Below are 17,978 nucleotides of genomic sequence, written 5' to 3' on the forward strand. Positions count from 1 at the left end.
GATTGCTTTAACTGCACTGCATGAAAAATCTCAACCAAAAACGATTCTTGCCCATAGAAGAAGCAGATGCTTTTATTGTACTGAGGCATGCTATCAATGATCCTGCCCAAAGATTACATTATCATGATTATTGGGAACTCTTATTATTTCAAAATTCTGAAACAGCTACTTGTATTATTGGTAATAGCATTACTAAAATCAACCACGATACTGCATTGTTCTTATTACCACCCGGTACATTGCACGGCTGGTGTACCGGGCACAATTCCTCTTCTACCGGTCTTGTAAAGCAAGTAATTTTTCAACAAGATTTGTTTGGAGATTGCATGCTTAACAAAAACCAGTTTTTCCACATTAGAAAATTATTTCAAGCCGGAATCAATAGCATTCGTTTTTCAAATAACTCAGCTCAGAATGCACTGGCAGCAATACAACTATTGGAAAAAGAAAATGATTTTAAAGGGTTACTCATTTTACTGAAATTATTATCTACTGTTTCATTGCAAAAGCAATGGGAAATTTTGAATGATAATTCAGAAACAATGATTCAAAATTTGCAAAACAATACTAATCAGGTTAATAAAGTAATGGATTATTTAAACACCCATTTCAAAGAAGAAATCAGCCTGAAAAAAATGTCGTGCATTATGAATATGAGTGAAGCTACATTAGCCCGTTTTTTTAAAATGCAGACAGGTAAATGTTTCACCGATTTATTAATTGAAAAAAGAATATCTTATGCAACCAAGTTACTGATAGAATCAAATGATCCAATTCATGAAATTGCCTACCAGTCAGGTTTTAATCAGGTTACCCACTTTAACCGTTTATTCAAAGCACATACCGGGTTTTCTCCCAAAATGTATAAGCAATTCCTACTTTCTTCCAAAACAGCCTGAATCATTTTTTCAAAACTTTGCTCTTTTCAACAAATGACCATGTAGAGTGTTGTATTTCCTATTTTAACAGAACTACCTATTTTTGCAGTATGATTCAGATTTTAAATCATACGAAAGAAAAAAATTGGGAAGAGGCCTCCATTGATACCATTACAGCATCAGTGCCTACCTGTCATTTAATTGTATGGAATGATGATGTGAATACTTTTGACTGGGTAATTGAAACCCTGATTGAAATTTGTGGCCATACGCAAGAGCAAGCAGAGCAATGTGCCTTATTAATACATATGAAGGGCAAGTGTGTGGTAAAAAATGGAGATTATGAAACCTTAGATCCCATGCGTAGTGCTATTTTAGACAGAGGTATCAACGCCACCATCGAAACCATTCCTATTGGTTCTTAATCATTCATTTCCCGATATTGATTACCACCCTATGCCTCTTTATCAATTAAATGAAACATTTTGGTTTCCGCCGGTTACCGAAAGTATGGAAGATGGCCTTTTGGCAATAGGCGGTGATTTACAAATACCTCGTTTACTCACAGCCTATAAAAAAGGAATATTCCCCTGGTATGAAGGGAATTCACCATTGTGGTGGTGCCCGGATCCCAGATTTGTACTTTTCCCAAATGAACTTAAAATTAGCAAAAGCATGCAGGTATTGCTAAAGAAAAATGCTTTTGAGTTTTCTGTTAACCAGGCATTTCATGCTGTGATTAAACATTGCAAAATAACCAAACGAAATGGGCAAGATGGAACATGGATAACCAATGAAATGCTTGAAGCTTATACCACACTGCATCAATCAGGCTGGGCACATAGCGCTGAAGCCTGGCAAAATGGCCAATTAGTGGGCGGGCTTTATGGCATAAAAATGGGAAATATATTTTTTGGGGAAAGTATGTTTAGCTTGGTGAGCAATGCCAGCAAATTTGCTTTTATACGTTTTGTGCAACAATTAATGGAGGAAGGAATTGTATTAATTGACTGTCAGGTGTATACAGAACATTTAGAAAGTCTGGGTGCACAATTTATCAGTCGGGAAAATTTTACCGAAATTTTGTCGAGAAATATTTAACCCCGCATACCATACATTCTTTCCAGGTCGCGTACAATGGTTTCAATATCCCGGTCATTTCCATTGGGGTCGTAGTTTTGTTTTAAACTGGTACCGAAAAAGAAGGCAACAGTTTGATAAACAGTGGCTGTTAAACTTCCCTTATATTCCTGAATAATTTCATAACAATTATTCCCGGTTTCTCTATAAATCAGTTTCATTAAAATTTTGCCCTGGTAAATGGATAATTGCGTTAACTTATCTGTAAATTCTTTTCTTAATTCTTTTTCTCTGGAGCGAATAATTTTTCTTCTTTCGCTTTTATTAGTAACACCTGCCAGGCGGGCATTAATTTCATTCATAATTCTGCCTGCAGCTTTTGCATAAGGATAGGTAACGTACACTGCATTGCGTAGCCTTGTCCATTCAGTCCAATATCTTTTTTGGCGGGCATTTAAGCGGTAAAGAATGGAAACATCCGGTAAATATCCCATGGGAATGGTATCACCTTCCGGTGTAATAAAAGCATGAACGGGAATGGTATCATAAATGCTGTGCTGTGCATGTGATTGCCTGGCAATCAAACACAAACAAACGATTACAATCATATGCAGGATTCGCTTTACCATACACGCTGATATGCTGTAGACATATATTCACTGGTTAATGCTGCCAGCGTAATAAAAGTAACCTATTCTTTTGAAAAAAGTACCAGGCGGATTCGCTGATAAATAGACATAAAAAAGCCAATTACCATTATTACAACCCCCAACCAAAGCATATTAATCAGAGGAAACTCATATACTTTTAATGTTACCAAATCGGTAATGGCGCCACTCTCTCTTACTCCTATTTCTAATTTACCATCCTGCGGGTTACTCACTTTATTAAATTTCACTATCAGACTTTGTGCTTTAACCGTATCCGGATAGTTGATTAAATCGTTATTATCAATAACAATTCCGGGTGTTATGGGATAACGGCGACCATCTTTAGTAATAGCAGTCATATCTAAAAACAATGCGGTTTCACCATTTTTAAATTTATCTTTTTGCGATTCAGGATTTACCTGCACTTTATTCAAGATAAGCATACCATTGCTGTAAAAAGTAGTATCGCCTGGTTTTATGGCAATATTTCTAAAAGTGGCAGTATCTGCCTGATCATTTTGCTGAAAGGATGATATGTATACAAAAATATCTCTGTTCCAATAGTGCTTTGAATCCGGATTGGGAGAAAAGCCTTCCATCCCTTTGTTATTTTTAATGATATCAGGATATACTTTGAACTGTTCTTTACCATTTTTGGCCTTAAAATCAATTTCATAATACCGTTTACGGTCTTTGGGGTTTAATGTATCCTGTACATAGGTTACCATGTATTTACCCATATCGGTAGCAACCCCTTTAAACAAAGTAATATTTTCTGCAGGATCTTCTTTTTTGTCTTTTTTAAACACTGCAATACCTGTTGTATTCCAACTCAATACTTCTTTTTTACTTGAAGAGATTAATACACCCAATAAAATCATTCCAAATCCAACATGCGCTACAGAAGCACCGGCAACCTTTAATTTTCCTTTTAAAACAATCCATATATAAGCAGCATTGGCAATAATGGAATAAATAGCCGCATAAATTCCCACATAAATGGCTACCAGAAAGCCAATACCTTGTTTGTTATAATGAATATTGCCCCAAATGCATATGGCTGAACCAACCAATAATGCTGCCACTGTTGGCCATAATATTTTTTTACCAAAATATTTTTCAGGCGTGCTTTTGTATTTAAAATACTGCGTTACCGCCGTTAAAATTCCAATGATTATTAAAATAAATATTTGAACCTGATTGAAAGAAAATTCCGGATCTTCAGGTGGAGCTATATTGGTACCAAATAATTTGTTATACACAGGAACGGATGTTTTGGCCGCAATAATAATAGCAGCAAGAAACAGTACCAATGCACCAATAAACATCCAAAATTCTCTGCTGTAAGTATTTTCTTCTTTCTGGATAGCCGGAATTTTTTTATAACGCAAGAAATATAAAACAAGGGCAGGAAATAAAAATACCAGTACAAACAATAACAACTGCACATTCATACCTAAATCGGTGAATGCATGTACAGAAGTATCGCCCAGTATACCACTACGGGTTAAGAAGGTAGAATAAAGCACTAAAATAAAGCTGAGAATATAAAAAAGATAGGTAGAACGTAAAGAATAGCCTGTTGATTTATAGATAAGATTCGTATGTAAGCCTGCAATCATTACAATCCAGGGTACTAAAGAGGCATTCTCAACCGGATCCCATGCCCAATAGCCGCCAAACGATAAACTTTCGTAAGCCCAGGCAGCGCCCATCATAATTCCGGTACCCAAAACAGCACCTGAAAATGCAGCCCAGGGAAGACTTATTTTTATCCAGCTATGGTCTTTTTTATATAAGCCTGCAATAGCATAGGCAAAAGGCACAATGGTTGAGGCAAAACCTAAAAACAATACCGGCGGATGAATGACCATCCAATAATTTTGTAATAATGTATTTAAATCATTTCCTTCATGAATGCGGGGCAATTGCAAATAATTTGGGTCAGAAAAAATAGGAATATCAGGCATTTGCTGACGCCATAAAATAAATGGATTACTCCCTACCTTGTAGCCAAAAAAGTAGATGCCAATTAACATAGAGGCTATGCAAAACTGCGCAAAACTTATCACCGTCATCACGCCTGCTTCCCATGTTTTGCTGGTTTTTATTAAAATCCAACCCAGCACACAATGCCAAAAACTCCACAATAAAAAACTACCTTCTGAACCTTCCCAAAAACAACTTAATATATATTTCAATTGCAAACTGCGGGAGGAGTGGTTCCACGCATAAAAATATTCAAAATAATGATTATAAATAATATAATATAATGAAAAGAAAACACCCAATACAGAAATGGTTTCAATTAAAAATGAAATACGGGCAAGCTTTATCCAGCTCTGTTTGTCTGATTGCAGATCGGGAATACGAGCTGCATTAAAATAAGCAATGGTGGCCACTAATGAAGCCACCAAAGAAAGGATAGAAAAAAAATGACCAATTTGTCCGGGTAAAAGGTGTTCTCCGTTATACTGCATAATGTATCAACTTAATAAAAAGGGTAAATGAGTGGCAAACTAAGCATAAAATGAGGATTGAATGAAAAACCCTGTTGTTTATTGTTAGTCTTGCTTCGCCATAGATTTTTCGGTAGACTGGGGATTATCTTTATATTTTGAAGGGCACTTTAATAAAATATCTTTACATTCAAAATGATCACCATCCATACGGCCTTTTAATACCAACCGGTCGCTTTTTTCCATATCAGTAGGTTTGGTATTATGGTAAACAACTTTTACTGAATTGCCCAATGTATCAATGGCAGTAAAACTTAAAAAATTGGGGTCTTTCACTGCATCGTACTGAATGGGTTCATTTTTGTCGAGTTTAGCAATTAAATTCACAAATTTTCCCGGCTTTTCTTTTGCTGAAGCAATGGTTTCATAAGTGGTTAAATTACCGGTATAGCTAATTAAAACAGTAATGGCTGCTGCAATGGCTACTAATAATATCAAATGCATCTTCTTCATATCATTCGTATTTTACTGCGCAAAAGTACTTGTAAAATGAATAGATAATACTGATGTTACTCAGCTATTCTTAATTTATTGCCTTTCATTTAACAAAAATATGAGTGGGTGCAGTTTTTAAACCTATTTTTGCGGTTTTGGATTATGATAGCACGCCCTTCAAAAACATACGATTATATTATTGTTTTAAAATACCCTGTTCGTTTTTTTAAAGCAATTGACATCATTAGTCAGTTAATGCTGGTTATTGCAAGTGTGACTTTTATTTTAAGAGGTATTTTATTATATCATGCCGGCATTAGCGGCGGCATATACACCCTTTTTTTTCTGATTCCCATTTTAATCTTCAGCTGGTGGATATGGTGTTACCGGCAACAATCCAGAGGCTATATGCCTTTTTACCGGTTTGCTTTAATGATAGCAGCCTGGGGATGGTATTTGTATCCAAAAGGCCTATTCTTTGCCATTCTGTATTTAATTGCTGCGGTACTTGAAAAGCCGGCCAAGGTATTGCCGGAAGTTGCTTTCGACAGCAAAGAAATTGTTTTCAACAGTATTCCTTCCAAAAAAATTAGCTGGTTACAGGTAAATAATGTGATACTGAAAGACAATATTTTAACAATTGATTTAAAAAACAATCAATTGATACAAAAAAATGTGGATGCTGAAGTATCGGAAAAAGAAGAAGCTGAATTTAATGCTTTTTGTGCAGCGCAATTACGGGCCGCACAAAAAAATTAATTTATTTTTGAATTGAACGAAATTACACATGTTACAACAATCGCCTTTTTTATTGTATTCAGATGGTAATGGCAATATTTTTGAAGATGAAACCCTTTTTGCAACCGGACGTGCTGGTTGGGATGCATTTCAGGTGCCGGTAGAAGACTGGATAACCTTACCTGAAGGAGGTAACCTGTATGAATTACCACAACGTAGGGGCATTGGCGTTGATATAAAAACCGGTGAAATGCGATTGTGTGAAAAAGGCTGGGCGGTTGCGGCGTTTATTCCACCCGCACATACAGGATTATTTTTGGCTGCCTACGAATCGTTTCCCGATGCGCCCACCCTTCCATTATTCTGCTATACTGCAGCAGGTTGGTATAACAATACCATTTATGTACCTGCTATCAGAATTGAGAAAGATATTCGCCAGGAATGTGCAGGATATGATGAAAAACTGATTCAAACCGGCGCTAATCAATTACTGAAAAATTATCCGAGAAACAGGTTAGTACAACATTTAATGAATAATTGTTGTAATACCTATCACTGCCCCGCTGCCAGAAATTTTGCTTTGGGAAGATGGGAATGCCCTGTGCCTACCTCTCCGGCTTGCAATGCCAATTGCATTGGCTGTATTTCTTTTCAACCGGAAGAAGAAACTATTGTTTCAACCCAGGATCGGTTAACTTTTAAACCTACTGCTGCAGAAATTATTGAATTTACGGTACCCCATTTGCTACAAGCCCCCTATCCTATTGTAAGCTTTGGGCAGGGTTGCGAAGGTGAACCTTTATTGATGTGGGAAACCATTCGTGATGCCATCATTGAAATCAGAAAGCATACCTACAAAGGCAGTATTAATATCAACACAAATGGCTCTAAACCCGATGCAGTGGCCGAATTATGCAAAGCCGGTTTAAACAGTATTCGGGTGAGCACCAACTCTGCACAAAAAAGTATTTATACCAGCTATTATCGACCCAATAATTATGCATTTGAAGATATTATTGAAAGCTTGAAAACAGTTCGCCAATTTGGAGGATGGAGCAGTATTAATTATTTTGTTTTTCCCGGCGTAACTGATACTGTTAAAGAATATGAGGCTTTAAGAAAATTGATCCAAACTACAAAACTCAATATGATACAATGGCGTAATTTTAATATTGATCCCGACTGGTATCTGGGTCAAATTAATATGGTCGAAACAGGCGAAATGCTGGGCATTAAACAATTGCAACAATTAATACATGAAGAATTTCCGGAAGTAAAATTCGGTTATTTCAATCCTCCCATTGAGCGAATAAAAGGCAATTACGAAAAAGATTTTGCCCATTAATGAATGTATGAATCTCAAATGAGTAACAAAAAAGTTCTGGTAGGTTTTTCTGCTGCAATATTTGCAGTGGTATTGTGGTCTGGCAATTTTATTGTTGCAAGAGGATTGGCAAAATCAATTCCACCGGTACAATTAAGTTTACTACGATGGTGTACCGCCTCCATTCTTTTATTACCATTTGCATATGCAAAAACCAAACAACAATGGAACCTCATTATTCAACATCGCCGTTATCTTTTGGGTACTGCATTTATTGGAATTAGTTTATTTAATACACTGCTTTATTTTGGTGGTCATTATACACAAGCCATCAATCTTGCCATCATCGGAACTTCGGCATCACCGGTTTTTTCTACTTTTTTAGCCGCTATTTTTTTAAAAGAAAAAATTGGTATAGCCAGAATAACGGGCATGCTTTTATGTTTATGGGGTGTATTATTTTTAATGACAAAAGGTAACTGGCAACATTTACAGTTGTTAAAATTTTCAACAGGCGATATTTGGGTTTTCTTAAGCGCACTTTTATTTGCAGTATATACCATTATGGTAAAGAAAAAACCTGCACCCCTTGATGCAACGGTATTTCTTTTCATAATAATAACAGCCGGAACCCTGCTACTAATTCCATTATTATGGATTCAACCATTTTTTTTGCAACAAAAAATGATATGGACTCCAAATACCATTTGGATAATTCTTTATTTGGGCTTAGGCGCATCTGTTCTGGCTTATTTAAGCTGGAATAAAGCGATACCCTTGTTGGGTGCGGCAAGAACGGCCTTATTGGGCAATTTAATTCCGGTACTAAGTACTGTTGAAGCCGTTATTTTTTTGGGTGAAGCCTTCAGTAACATTCACTTAATAAGCAGTATCATTATTATTGCAGGCATAATTATTGCCAATTTACCAAGACTCAAAAAAGAAATTTAAATAAGCGTGAATGCACAACTGCTATTGATGAATTTTTAACAAATTTTCTCAATCATGGGCTAAACCTTTATGTACAAAAACAGTCTTTACAGGCACGTTTTCATTGCAAAAAAATTTATTATGCTTTATAAAAAAATATTCAATACTATTTTAATAGCTATTTTATTTGCTGCCTGTTCTACCCCTAAAACATATTTTACTGCTGCCATCCGCTCTCAATTAGCAGCTAATCATCAACCACTTGATAAAATTCAATTTTATAATGACAGGAATATTGTGTTAAGAAGAGATGTAAAAACCGGTGAAGCTAAAGTAAATGATGGTAAAGTAGTTTTGGAAAATGGCCGTAATGTAAATATTATTACATTAAAGAAAAATACGCCTGGTGTTTGTGTATTACAACGGAACAATATTGTAGGCATTGCATTTGAACAAGACAACAATAATTTTATCACTTTTGGCAAAACCAAACAGGCTCGGCCCAACGATCCCTATCGTATTTTAGCAAATGAATGGATCAATGAATATGGCGTAATTAATTATGATGGCCAACCATACCACATTGAGCCCGCAGGTACCGAAGCGAGTATTATGATTAAATCTAAAATTCTACGTAAACTCAATATTAGTCAACGCGAAATGAAAGGAAGAAAAGTAAATGATAATGATATGAGTAATCATACAGCAACTGAAAATAAATAAGCTGTGTAATTTCTTGCATTCTTATATAAACTACACCCTGAATGCAGTTTAACCTGCTATTTAAATTTGTTTTATTCCGACCAACTAACTTACCGGGAGGATTTCAGATGGCTCAAAAAAAACAACAAATCGGATATGATTTTATATCTGCAAGCTTTTGCTGCATTGCTTGAAGAAAAATTAACCGAGTATACCAATATTTCGGATGTATTGCAGGCATCAGCAAAACAAGCCTATTCCAATCTATTAAAAAAGATTGATTCAGGATAGATAATTTACTGTTATTTTGCTGCCACATTTTCACTTCATGGCAAAAGACAAAAAGCAGGCGGCATTGGGTTTTATTTTTATTACATTATTAATAGATGTTACCGGTTTTGGCATCATTATTCCCGTATTGCCCAAGCTCATTGAGCAACTTATTCATGGTAATTTAAGCCAGGCATCGAATTACGGTGGCTGGTTATTGTTTGTATATGCTGTGATGCAATTCATTTTTGCCCCCATTCTAGGCAATTTAAGTGACAGATATGGCAGGCGTCGTATTTTATTATTTTCTCTTTTTGGTTTTGGAATGGATTATTTGTTACAAGGCTTTGCACCCAATATATTCTGGTTATTTGTGGGCAGGTTTATTGCAGGCATAACCGGGGGTAGTTTTACCACAGCATCTGCTTATATTGCCGATATCAGTACTCCTGAAAAAAGAGCGCAAAACTTTGGAATGATTGGTGCAGCATTTGGCTTAGGTTTTATCATAGGACCTGTTTTAGGTGGTATTTTAGGTCATTACGGACCAAGAGTACCTTTTTTCGCAGCAGCTGTTCTGGCTTTTGTTAACTGGCTATATGGCTATTTTATTCTTCCTGAATCATTGCCTGCCGAAAACCGCCGAAAATTTGAATGGAAACGCGCCAATCCTTTGGGTTCACTGGTTCAATTAAAAAAATATCCGGTTATTTCCGGTTTGGTTTTCTCCATTACATTGTTGTACATTGCCGGCCATGCTGTACAAAGTTGCTGGAGCTATTATACCATGAGTAAGTTTGGCTGGGATGAACGAATGGTTGGCTATTCTCTCGGTTTCATCGGGTTAATTGTTGGCATTGTGCAGGGTGTTTTAATACGTTCCATTATACCCAGATTAGGTCAGGAGAAAAGCATATACATTGGATTAAGTTTATATGCAGTAGGTTTTCTTTTGTTTGCATTTGCCTCAACTACCTGGATGATGTTTGTATTTATGATACCCTATGCGCTGGGTGGTATAGCCGGCCCATCTATACAAGGTATCATCTCAAACCATGTTCCACCCAACGAGCAAGGCGAATTGCAGGGAGCATTAACCAGTTTAATGAGCGCCACTTCCATCATTGGCCCATTAATGATGACACACATCTTCGCTTATTTCACTTCCTCAAAAGCACCGGTGCATTTTCCGGGAGCAGCCATGTTATTGGGCGCCTTACTTACTTTTATCAGTACAGCGTTCGCTTATCGAACACTTAAAGCGGAAAAAACAGACCAATAAAATATTTGTGCTCTCACGGTAACAAATACATTTCTAAAATTTAGATAGAGCGACTCTTTCATTCACTGAAATTCACTTAAAATATTGCCCTCTGTAATTTACATTCTAAGTACTATATTTGCCCCTCAAAATTAAGTAGCAGTGGCAACAAAATTTACGAAAGAAACATACCTATACTGGTACGAATTAATGCAATTGATTCGCCAGTTTGAGTTGAAAGCAGAAGAAATGTATAAAATGGCCGGAAAAATCAGAGGTTTTTTTCATGCCTATGTAGGCCAAGAAGCTATTGCAGCCGGCTGTATGACAGCAACTACGCCCGATGATCCATTCATTACCGGATACAGAGACCATGGCTGGGCATTAGCAAAAGGAGTATCACCCAATGCCTGTATGGCGGAATTATATGGAAAAGCTACCGGTTGTTCTAAAGGAAAAGGTGGCAGTATGCACTTTTTTAGTGTTGAACATAAATTTTATGGCGGTCATGGCATTGTAGGTGCACAAATTGCTACCGGTGCAGGTCTAGCCTTTGCTGAACAATACCGTGGCACCAATAATGTTGCCTTATGTTTTTTTGGCGATGGTGCTGCCCGTCAGGGAATTTTACATGAAACATTTAATCTGGCTATGCTGTGGAAATTGCCTGTTATTTTTATTTGTGAAAACAACAACTATGCAATGGGCACTTCTGTTCAACGCACATCAAATGTTGTTGACATTTATAAATTAGCAGATAGTTATGATATGCCCGGCGATAAAGTAGATGGTATGATTCCGGAAGATGTACACGAAGCCGTAGCCCGTGCCGTAAAACGTGCCCGTGAAGGCGGTGGCCCTACTTTGTTAGAAATGAAAACATATCGCTACAAAGGTCATTCTATTTCTGACCCCCAGAAATACCGTACCAAAGAAGAAGTAGATGAATACAAAAATCAGGACCCCATTCACAAGGTTTTACAAACCATCTTAACCAATAAATTTGCTACACAGGAAGAGATTGATGCCATTGATGCTAAAATTGCCCAGGTTGTTGAAGCCTCCGTGCAATTTGCCGAAGAAAGTCCATTCCCCGATGATAGTGAAGTTTACAAAGATGTATATGTAAACGACAATTATGTTTTTGATATTGATTAATTAAAACAATAACACAGTACAACTTAACACTTAAACCCACTATTGTAATGAGTGAACATACACACCCACACGTTGAAAAAGACCCATTATTAAAAGCTGAATATTTTTGGAATAAATATTCAAAACAAATTACCATTGCCGTTATTGCAATTATTGTTGTGGCGGGTGGATGGTATGGATACAATCAATACATTGTTAAACCCAAAGAAGAAAAAGCAGCAGAAGCTATTTATAAAGCACAGGAATATTTTGCACAGGATTCTTCTAATCTGGTATTAAACGGTGACGGATTTAACAAAGGTGTTCTTTATATCATTAAAAACTATGATGGTACAAAATCAGCCAATTTAGCTAAATATTATGCAGGTATCAGTTACCTTAAATTAGGCAATTTTGCAAATGCTGTAAAATACCTGAAAGAATTTTCAACCGATGCCCTGCAAATTCAGATGTCTGCCTATGGCGCATTGGCTGATGCTGAAGCTGAATTAGGAAAAAATGATGATGCCATTCAAGATTATAAAAAAGCCGGAACCACTTTCCCTAAAGATGCGTTCTCCTCTTCTGAATACCTGTTCCGCGCAGGTTTATTAAGCGAAACATTAGGTAAAACGAAAGATGCCATTGAATTCTATAAAGAAATCAAATCAAAATACCCGCAAACCGATAAAGGCCTTCAGGCCGATAAATACATTTATAGATTAAGCATCGAAAAAAATGATTTAAGCGTAAAATAATGACTGCAAAAGGAAATACAACATTACATAAAGGCATCCCCGTAATAAAGGATGCCTTTGTATTATTGGTTAAAACCGAATGGAATGCACCTATTGTTGATGCATTGGAAAAAGGTTGTATCAAAATTTTAAAAGCCAATCATATTGGTTATAAAGTGATGACGGTACCTGGCGCCATTGAAATCCCATTTGCTATTCAACAACACTTCGACTTTACTGTTAATATACCCGATGCTTATATTGCATTGGGAACGGTAATAAGAGGCGATACACCACACTTCGATTATGTTTGCAAGTATGTAACCGAAGGTATATTACAACTGAATTTGAGTTTAGCAAAACCGGTAATTTTCGGTGTACTAACAGTTGAAAATGAACAACAGGCCAAAGAAAGAATTGGCGGAATACATGGCCACAAAGGAGAAGAAGCGGCCATTACAGCCATTAAAATGATTGATTTAAACAGAAAGATTCAGGCCCAGCAGTTTGAGTTTGATATAAAGTATTAGGAAATGAATGTGCAATTGTTTATACCATGTTTTATTGACCAGTTGTATCCGCAGGTTGGTTTCAATATGGTAAAAGTACTGCAAAAAGCAGGATGCACGGTTCATTACAATACCAACCAAACCTGTTGCGGCCAACCGGCTTTTAATGCCGGATTTTGGGGCGAATCAAAAGAAGTTTGTTCAAAATTTATCAAAGATTTTTCAGGAGATGAATTTGTTGTTGCACCCAGCGCCAGTTGTATAGGTTTTGTAAAAAATTACTATCCCAAACTATTTGAAAACACTTCTATGCACAACGAGGTAAAATCATTAACTGAAAAAGTGTATGAGTTTAGTGATTTTTTGGTAAATATTGTAAAGATAGAATCTTTTGGTGCCAGTTTTCCTGCAAAAGCAACGTATCACGACAGTTGTGCAGCCCTTCGGGAATGTGGATTGAAACAGGAACCCAGAAAATTATTGCAGCAGGTAGCCAGATTAGAATTGGTTGAAATGAAGGATGTAGAAACCTGTTGCGGATTTGGCGGAACCTTTGCCGTAAAATTTGAACCCATCAGCGCAGCTATGGGCGATCAAAAAATAAGCAATGCACTTGCTACAGAAGCTGAATACATTATTAGCACCGATATGAGTTGCCTAATGCACCTACAGGGCATAATTAACTATCAGCAAAAACCCATTCAGGTAATGCATTTGGCCGATGTGCTGGCAAGCGGTTGGTAAACTTAGTCAGTTAAAAAATGATATTATGCAATACTGGTTAGTAAAATCAGAACCTTTTAAATACAGTTGGGAACAATTTGAAAAAGATGGACAAACCTTTTGGGACGGCGTGCGTAATTATGGCGCCCGTAACAATTTAAAAGCCATGAAAAAAGGTGATTTAGTGCTTTGGTACCATAGTAATGAAGGCTTGGAAATTGTAGGAATTGCACAGGTAATTAAAGAATATTATCAGGACCCCACTACTGCTGAACCTGCATGGGTAGTGGTTGATTTGAAACCTTTTCAAAAACTTAAAAAACCGGTTTCACTTGCACAGGTAAAAGCAGATGAACGTTTAACAAATATGGATTTGGTTCGCTTGGGTAGACTTTCCGTTCAAACCGTAAAACCGGAAGAATGGAAGGTCATTATGCAATTAAGTGAAACCAAACTAAAAAAATAACGGTATCGCATTTACATTTATTCATAATGCTTAAACCTAATATTGTTGTACTAACCGGAGCCGGTGTTAGTGCCGAAAGTGGATTAAAAACCTTCAGAGATGCTGATGGGCTTTGGAATGGTTATGATATCAACGAAGTAGCCACACCACAGGGGTTTGCAAAAAATCCAGCGCTTGTGCTCAATTTTTATAACCAGCGAAGAAAAGATGTGGCCAATGCACAACCCAATGCTGCACACTATTTCCTTGCATCGTTGCAAGAACAATATTCCGTTCAGATTATTACGCAAAATATTGATGATTTACACGAACGAGCCGGAAGTAAAAATGTATTACACCTGCATGGCGAAATTTTTAAAATGCGTAGCATTGCCAACCCCTTCCTAACCTACCCCATTCATGGTGATATTCATTTGGGTGATCTTGCACCAGATGGAACACAACTCAGGCCATTTATTGTTTGGTTTAATGAAGAAGTACCCTTACTGGGAAAAGCGGCAGAATGGGTTGCCGCAGCAGATATATTGATCATTATTGGCACTTCCTTACAAGTATACCCGGCAGCAGGATTAATCAACTTTGTTTTGACCGGTACACCTATTGTAATTATTGATAAAAATATACCCCCTTTCCCTTCAAAAAAGAATATCATTACAATTGAGCAGCCTGCTACCAAAGGTGTTGAAAGTTTGCCGGCCGTACTTGAGGCGCTTAGCGATTCCTAAGTATGTTTTGCCAGGTTAAATTGTTAAAAACTGTTGGTAACAGTATACAAACATAAAATTGATTGTAACATTGCATATAACATCCGGCCGATATCAATTTTTTATTTGAACAATTCTGAAGAATACATTATCAATAATAACATTCTGATTATCTAAGGCATCATCCATGAAAAAAATCATTCTCAGCATCATACTGTTTGTATTTGTTACCGGAAATCTGCTTGCACAAAGAAAAGCAACAGCATCTTTACTGGAGTTAGAACACTTTATTCAGCAAAATAAACAATTGGTAACAGATACAACCAACCCATTTTTATCGATGTTAGAAAAAGGACGCATCCAATATTTTAAACCATTATACAAAGCTTTTGTACTAAAAAATGAATTAATTGACACGCATGGTTTACCGGCCTATAACGAAGATGTAGCGCAGGCTTTGGCATTTGCAGGTGATTATCAGTCAGCTTTGTATTATCAGGAACAAGCTTCTGAACCACTGCCCGACAGCTATATTAACACGGTTACAAAAAAGGTGGAAGCATTGAACAATCTTCAAATGGTTCCCGCCATTCCATTTATTTTAAAGCAAGCAGGAAATCGTTCCATTGTTTTAATAAATGAATCGCATAGCAAACCACAGCACAGAGCTTTTGCCATTGTGTTGTTAGAAGGATTGTATCAGCAGGGTTTTAGATACTTAGCTATGGAAACTTTAAATCCTTATAAAAATGCATCTTTAAAACAACTTACCGTACAAACAGGATATTATACTTCCGAGCCGGTTTGTGGTGAATTGGTGAGAAAAGCATTGCAAATGGGATTTACATTATTGCCTTATGAAGATGAGAATGCCAACCGGCTCAGCAACAATCAGCGTGATTCAATGCAGGCCGTTCATTTAGCTCAATTTATGAAAAAACATCCATCTGAAAAAATTGTCGTGTTGGCCGGGTATGAACACACAGCTCAATTGGCATGGGATCGTGAAAGTATTCCCATGGCAGTGTATTTGCGCTATTTATCCGGTATAAAACCTTTGAGTATTGACCAGACTGAAATGACCGAGGGTAGTAATTCTGATTATGGCCGCTTGTATTATGCTGCATTCGTTCATCAACACAATATTAAACAAACGGTAATTCCTTTGCGTAACAATATACCGGTACAATTGTTAGATTCGGGAGTGTATGATATGTATGTTGTACACCCACCTACCAAATACCAGGATGGCAGACCTGCCTGGTATAATTTTAATAACACCAGAAAAGAGATACCTGTTTCACCCGCATACAAAACACTCTTCTTTGTTCAGGCATTTTATAAAAACGAATGGGGCGAAAAAGAAGAGGGAATTTATATACCTGCAGACCAAACTTTTGTAAATGCAGAAAATGGTTTTTACTACCTGTATTTATATCCGGGCAAATACCAAATTGTATACCGCGATAAAGCCTACGCAATATTGGGTACCAAAGAAATTACAGTACAGTAGTGATAATTATCTAAAAAAGATATATCCAATAATAATGGCTGCTATAACACCAATAAAATCAGCCAGCATGCCGGCCCAAATTGCATAACGTACTTTTTTAATACCCACACTTCCAAAATACAGGGCTATTATGTAAAAAGTAGTATCTGCTGATCCCTGAAAGGTAGATGCCATTCTGCCCACAAAAGAATCAGCACCATGCGTTTGCATTACATCCAACATTAATCCACGTGCACCACTGCCGCTAAATGGCTTCATAATGGCAACGGGCAAAGCAGGTGTAAAATCGGCATTAATGCCCAATAATTGAATGCCGTGTGTTAACACATCTACCAAATAACCTAAGGCACCACTATCTCTAAATACCCGTATTGCAACCAACATACCCACTAAATATGGAATAATTTTCAACACCACATCAAATCCATTTTTTGCGCCATCAATAAAAGCATCAAATACATTTATTTTTTTCCATAAGCCTCCAATAATAATCAGTACAACAATCAGCATTAACAATAAATTACCCGATACCTTACTAAAAACGGCTTTATCGGGCGCAGATAATCCATTTACCCAAAACAATAATGCACCCATTATGGCCAGCAGGCAAGCCAGCCACGTTACCAAAACCATATCCCATTTTAGTTTTTGCCAAAACCCAACAATAATAATAGACGCCATTGTTGCAACAACTGTAGCCAATACACAAGGTATAAATACACTGGCCGGTTCATGCGAACCTGCCGCCAAACGATAGGTAAGAATAGATAAAGGAATAATGGTTAATCCGCTGGTATGCAGCACTAAAAACATAATTTGTGCATTGGTGGCTTTTTCTTTTACCGGGTTTAGCGTTTGCAAACTTTCCATTGCTTTTAACCCAAAAGGAGTTGCAGCATTATCTAACCCCAACATATTGGCAGAAAAATTCATCACCATCTCACCCATTGCCGGGTGCCCATCCGGCACTCCGGGAAATAAGCGCTTCATAAAAGGATTTAATATTTTCGATACAAATCGGATAGCACCTGCCCTTTCTGCAATATTCATCAATCCTAAAAAAAACACCATGGTTCCTGCCAGAGGAAATGCCACATCAATTACAGAACCCTTGGCAGTATCAAACATTCCATCCACCAATGTTTTAAAAATTTCGGTATCATGTAAAAAAATAAATCTATACAATGCAATTACAAATGCAATCAGAAAAAAAGCAATCCATACAATATTCAACGCCATTTTATAAAGGTTTTAATACAATCAATGAATGTAAAGCCTGATTTTACAGTTAAACTGTGCTATTATCCCAACTTTTTATCAAAATTTCAAATACTTGTTTAAAATAGGCTCTTCCAAATTTTCATTGAAAATAAGCATTCTGTAAATATGAATAAGACCTTAC

20 protein-coding genes are annotated in these 17,978 nt (G+C 36.8%); 16 read left to right on the forward strand and 4 right to left on the reverse strand.

What is annotated here, in order from left to right:
• The first annotated feature begins 20 nt into the window (after positions 1-20).
• The 3 genes from AC3QLY_RS14000 (at position 21) to aat (ending at position 1,979) form a co-directional block, all read left to right on the forward strand.
• A complete protein-coding gene (locus AC3QLY_RS14000; RefSeq protein WP_074420197.1) occupies positions 21-899 on the forward strand; it encodes an AraC family transcriptional regulator in 879 nt (292 codons plus the stop codon).
• Positions 900-988: 89 nt separating this feature from the next.
• Entirely contained in the window at positions 989-1,303 is a 315-nt protein-coding gene (locus AC3QLY_RS14005; protein WP_074420198.1) for an ATP-dependent Clp protease adaptor ClpS, read from the forward strand.
• Positions 1,293-1,979: a leucyl/phenylalanyl-tRNA--protein transferase gene (gene aat / locus AC3QLY_RS14010; RefSeq protein WP_492989892.1), complete on the forward strand. Its 687-nt coding sequence runs from the start codon at positions 1,293-1,295 to the stop codon at positions 1,977-1,979. Before AC3QLY_RS14005 ends, aat begins: the two co-directional genes overlap by 11 nt.
• Here the strand turns inward: aat and AC3QLY_RS14015 are convergent.
• The 3 genes from AC3QLY_RS14015 to AC3QLY_RS14025 all read right to left on the reverse strand — a co-directional run bounded on the left by AC3QLY_RS14015 (position 1,976) and on the right by AC3QLY_RS14025 (position 5,580).
• Positions 1,976-2,587, reverse strand: coding sequence for a DUF4294 domain-containing protein (locus AC3QLY_RS14015; RefSeq protein ID WP_074420200.1), 612 nt, complete (start codon positions 2,585-2,587; stop codon positions 1,976-1,978). The genes aat and AC3QLY_RS14015 overlap by 4 nt on opposite strands.
• Positions 2,588-2,649: 62 nt before the next feature.
• On the reverse strand, positions 2,650-5,088 hold the full coding sequence (gene ccsA / locus AC3QLY_RS14020) for a cytochrome c biogenesis protein CcsA (protein WP_288071212.1): 2,439 nt from the start codon (positions 5,086-5,088) through the stop codon (positions 2,650-2,652).
• A gap of 84 nt (positions 5,089-5,172) precedes the next feature.
• Positions 5,173-5,580 (reverse strand): cytochrome c maturation protein CcmE domain-containing protein, encoded by a 408-nt coding sequence (locus tag AC3QLY_RS14025; protein WP_074420202.1) that lies wholly within the window; start codon positions 5,578-5,580, stop codon positions 5,173-5,175.
• A gap of 144 nt (positions 5,581-5,724) precedes the next feature.
• On the opposite strand from AC3QLY_RS14025, the gene AC3QLY_RS14030 reads away from it, so the two are divergent.
• From AC3QLY_RS14030 to AC3QLY_RS14090, 13 genes are all read left to right on the forward strand, one after another.
• The gene (locus AC3QLY_RS14030; RefSeq protein WP_218330381.1) at positions 5,725-6,321 is read left to right on the forward strand and encodes a hypothetical protein; all 597 of its coding nucleotides are present in this window, start codon (positions 5,725-5,727) and stop codon (positions 6,319-6,321) included.
• A 28-nt stretch (positions 6,322-6,349) separates the two neighbouring features.
• Entirely contained in the window at positions 6,350-7,645 is a 1,296-nt protein-coding gene (locus AC3QLY_RS14035; protein ID WP_081299007.1) for a radical SAM family protein, read from the forward strand.
• Between the two features lie 18 nt (positions 7,646-7,663).
• A complete protein-coding gene (locus tag AC3QLY_RS14040) occupies positions 7,664-8,575 on the forward strand; it encodes a DMT family transporter (RefSeq protein ID WP_492989893.1) in 912 nt (303 codons plus the stop codon).
• 120 nt (positions 8,576-8,695) lie between these two features.
• Positions 8,696-9,277, forward strand: a complete 582-nt coding sequence (locus tag AC3QLY_RS14045) for a hypothetical protein (RefSeq protein ID WP_143439408.1) — start codon at positions 8,696-8,698, stop codon at positions 9,275-9,277.
• A gap of 135 nt (positions 9,278-9,412) precedes the next feature.
• The gene (locus AC3QLY_RS14050) at positions 9,413-9,547 is read left to right on the forward strand and encodes a hypothetical protein (protein WP_262900152.1); all 135 of its coding nucleotides are present in this window, start codon (positions 9,413-9,415) and stop codon (positions 9,545-9,547) included.
• Between the two features lie 37 nt (positions 9,548-9,584).
• Positions 9,585-10,808, forward strand: a complete 1,224-nt coding sequence (locus tag AC3QLY_RS14055; RefSeq protein ID WP_075051499.1) for a TCR/Tet family MFS transporter — start codon at positions 9,585-9,587, stop codon at positions 10,806-10,808.
• A gap of 141 nt (positions 10,809-10,949) precedes the next feature.
• Entirely contained in the window at positions 10,950-11,945 is a 996-nt protein-coding gene (pdhA, locus tag AC3QLY_RS14060; protein ID WP_068241218.1) for a pyruvate dehydrogenase (acetyl-transferring) E1 component subunit alpha, read from the forward strand.
• A gap of 47 nt (positions 11,946-11,992) precedes the next feature.
• The gene (locus AC3QLY_RS14065; RefSeq protein WP_492989894.1) at positions 11,993-12,682 is read left to right on the forward strand and encodes a tetratricopeptide repeat protein; all 690 of its coding nucleotides are present in this window, start codon (positions 11,993-11,995) and stop codon (positions 12,680-12,682) included.
• The gene (gene ribH / locus AC3QLY_RS14070; RefSeq protein ID WP_081298999.1) at positions 12,682-13,191 is read left to right on the forward strand and encodes a 6,7-dimethyl-8-ribityllumazine synthase; all 510 of its coding nucleotides are present in this window, start codon (positions 12,682-12,684) and stop codon (positions 13,189-13,191) included. Before AC3QLY_RS14065 ends, ribH begins: the two co-directional genes overlap by 1 nt.
• A gap of 3 nt (positions 13,192-13,194) precedes the next feature.
• Positions 13,195-13,914 carry a (Fe-S)-binding protein gene (locus AC3QLY_RS14075; RefSeq protein ID WP_074420210.1) on the forward strand — a complete coding sequence of 240 codons (720 nt, stop codon included), beginning with the start codon at positions 13,195-13,197 and terminating at the stop codon, positions 13,912-13,914.
• Positions 13,915-13,939: 25 nt separating this feature from the next.
• Positions 13,940-14,359: an EVE domain-containing protein gene (locus AC3QLY_RS14080; RefSeq protein ID WP_074417932.1), complete on the forward strand. Its 420-nt coding sequence runs from the start codon at positions 13,940-13,942 to the stop codon at positions 14,357-14,359.
• Positions 14,360-14,385: 26 nt separating this feature from the next.
• Entirely contained in the window at positions 14,386-15,084 is a 699-nt protein-coding gene (locus AC3QLY_RS14085) for an SIR2 family NAD-dependent protein deacylase (protein WP_074417926.1), read from the forward strand.
• Between the two features lie 166 nt (positions 15,085-15,250).
• A complete protein-coding gene (locus AC3QLY_RS14090; protein ID WP_074420211.1) occupies positions 15,251-16,576 on the forward strand; it encodes a hypothetical protein in 1,326 nt (441 codons plus the stop codon).
• Between the two features lie 6 nt (positions 16,577-16,582).
• On the opposite strand, the gene AC3QLY_RS14095 is transcribed toward AC3QLY_RS14090, so the two are convergent.
• Positions 16,583-17,815 carry a nucleoside recognition domain-containing protein gene (locus AC3QLY_RS14095; protein ID WP_074417924.1) on the reverse strand — a complete coding sequence of 411 codons (1,233 nt, stop codon included), beginning with the start codon at positions 17,813-17,815 and terminating at the stop codon, positions 16,583-16,585.
• Positions 17,816-17,978: the final 163 nt, after the last annotated feature.

This window comes from Hydrotalea sp. GW822-HT8A01 (genome assembly GCF_058798575.1).

Bases quoted from the DNA above. Each gene is read 5' to 3' on its own strand.
- AC3QLY_RS14035 (WP_081299007.1), top strand. From the start codon at position 6,350: ATGTTACAACAATCGCCTTTTTTATTGTATTCAGATGGTAATGGCAAT.
- AC3QLY_RS14075 (WP_074420210.1), top strand. From the start codon at position 13,195: ATGAATGTGCAATTGTTTATACCATGTTTTATTGACCAGTTGTATCCG.
- AC3QLY_RS14040 (WP_492989893.1), top strand. From the start codon at position 7,664: ATGAGTAACAAAAAAGTTCTGGTAGGTTTTTCTGCTGCAATATTTGCA.
- AC3QLY_RS14065 (WP_492989894.1), top strand. From the start codon at position 11,993: ATGAGTGAACATACACACCCACACGTTGAAAAAGACCCATTATTAAAA.
- AC3QLY_RS14080 (WP_074417932.1), top strand. From the start codon at position 13,940: ATGCAATACTGGTTAGTAAAATCAGAACCTTTTAAATACAGTTGGGAA.
- AC3QLY_RS14000 (WP_074420197.1), top strand. From the start codon at position 21: ATGAAAAATCTCAACCAAAAACGATTCTTGCCCATAGAAGAAGCAGAT.
- AC3QLY_RS14090 (WP_074420211.1), top strand. From the start codon at position 15,251: ATGAAAAAAATCATTCTCAGCATCATACTGTTTGTATTTGTTACCGGA.
- AC3QLY_RS14045 (WP_143439408.1), top strand. From the start codon at position 8,696: ATGCTTTATAAAAAAATATTCAATACTATTTTAATAGCTATTTTATTT.
- AC3QLY_RS14085 (WP_074417926.1), top strand. From the start codon at position 14,386: ATGCTTAAACCTAATATTGTTGTACTAACCGGAGCCGGTGTTAGTGCC.
- ccsA (WP_288071212.1), bottom strand. From the start codon at position 5,088: ATGCAGTATAACGGAGAACACCTTTTACCCGGACAAATTGGTCATTTT.
- AC3QLY_RS14055 (WP_075051499.1), top strand. From the start codon at position 9,585: ATGGCAAAAGACAAAAAGCAGGCGGCATTGGGTTTTATTTTTATTACA.
- AC3QLY_RS14030 (WP_218330381.1), top strand. From the start codon at position 5,725: ATGATAGCACGCCCTTCAAAAACATACGATTATATTATTGTTTTAAAA.
- AC3QLY_RS14050 (WP_262900152.1), top strand. From the start codon at position 9,413: ATGATTTTATATCTGCAAGCTTTTGCTGCATTGCTTGAAGAAAAATTA.
- AC3QLY_RS14015 (WP_074420200.1), bottom strand. From the start codon at position 2,587: ATGGTAAAGCGAATCCTGCATATGATTGTAATCGTTTGTTTGTGTTTG.
- AC3QLY_RS14005 (WP_074420198.1), top strand. From the start codon at position 989: ATGATTCAGATTTTAAATCATACGAAAGAAAAAAATTGGGAAGAGGCC.
- AC3QLY_RS14095 (WP_074417924.1), bottom strand. From the start codon at position 17,815: ATGGCGTTGAATATTGTATGGATTGCTTTTTTTCTGATTGCATTTGTA.
- ribH (WP_081298999.1), top strand. From the start codon at position 12,682: ATGACTGCAAAAGGAAATACAACATTACATAAAGGCATCCCCGTAATA.
- AC3QLY_RS14025 (WP_074420202.1), bottom strand. From the start codon at position 5,580: ATGAAGAAGATGCATTTGATATTATTAGTAGCCATTGCAGCAGCCATT.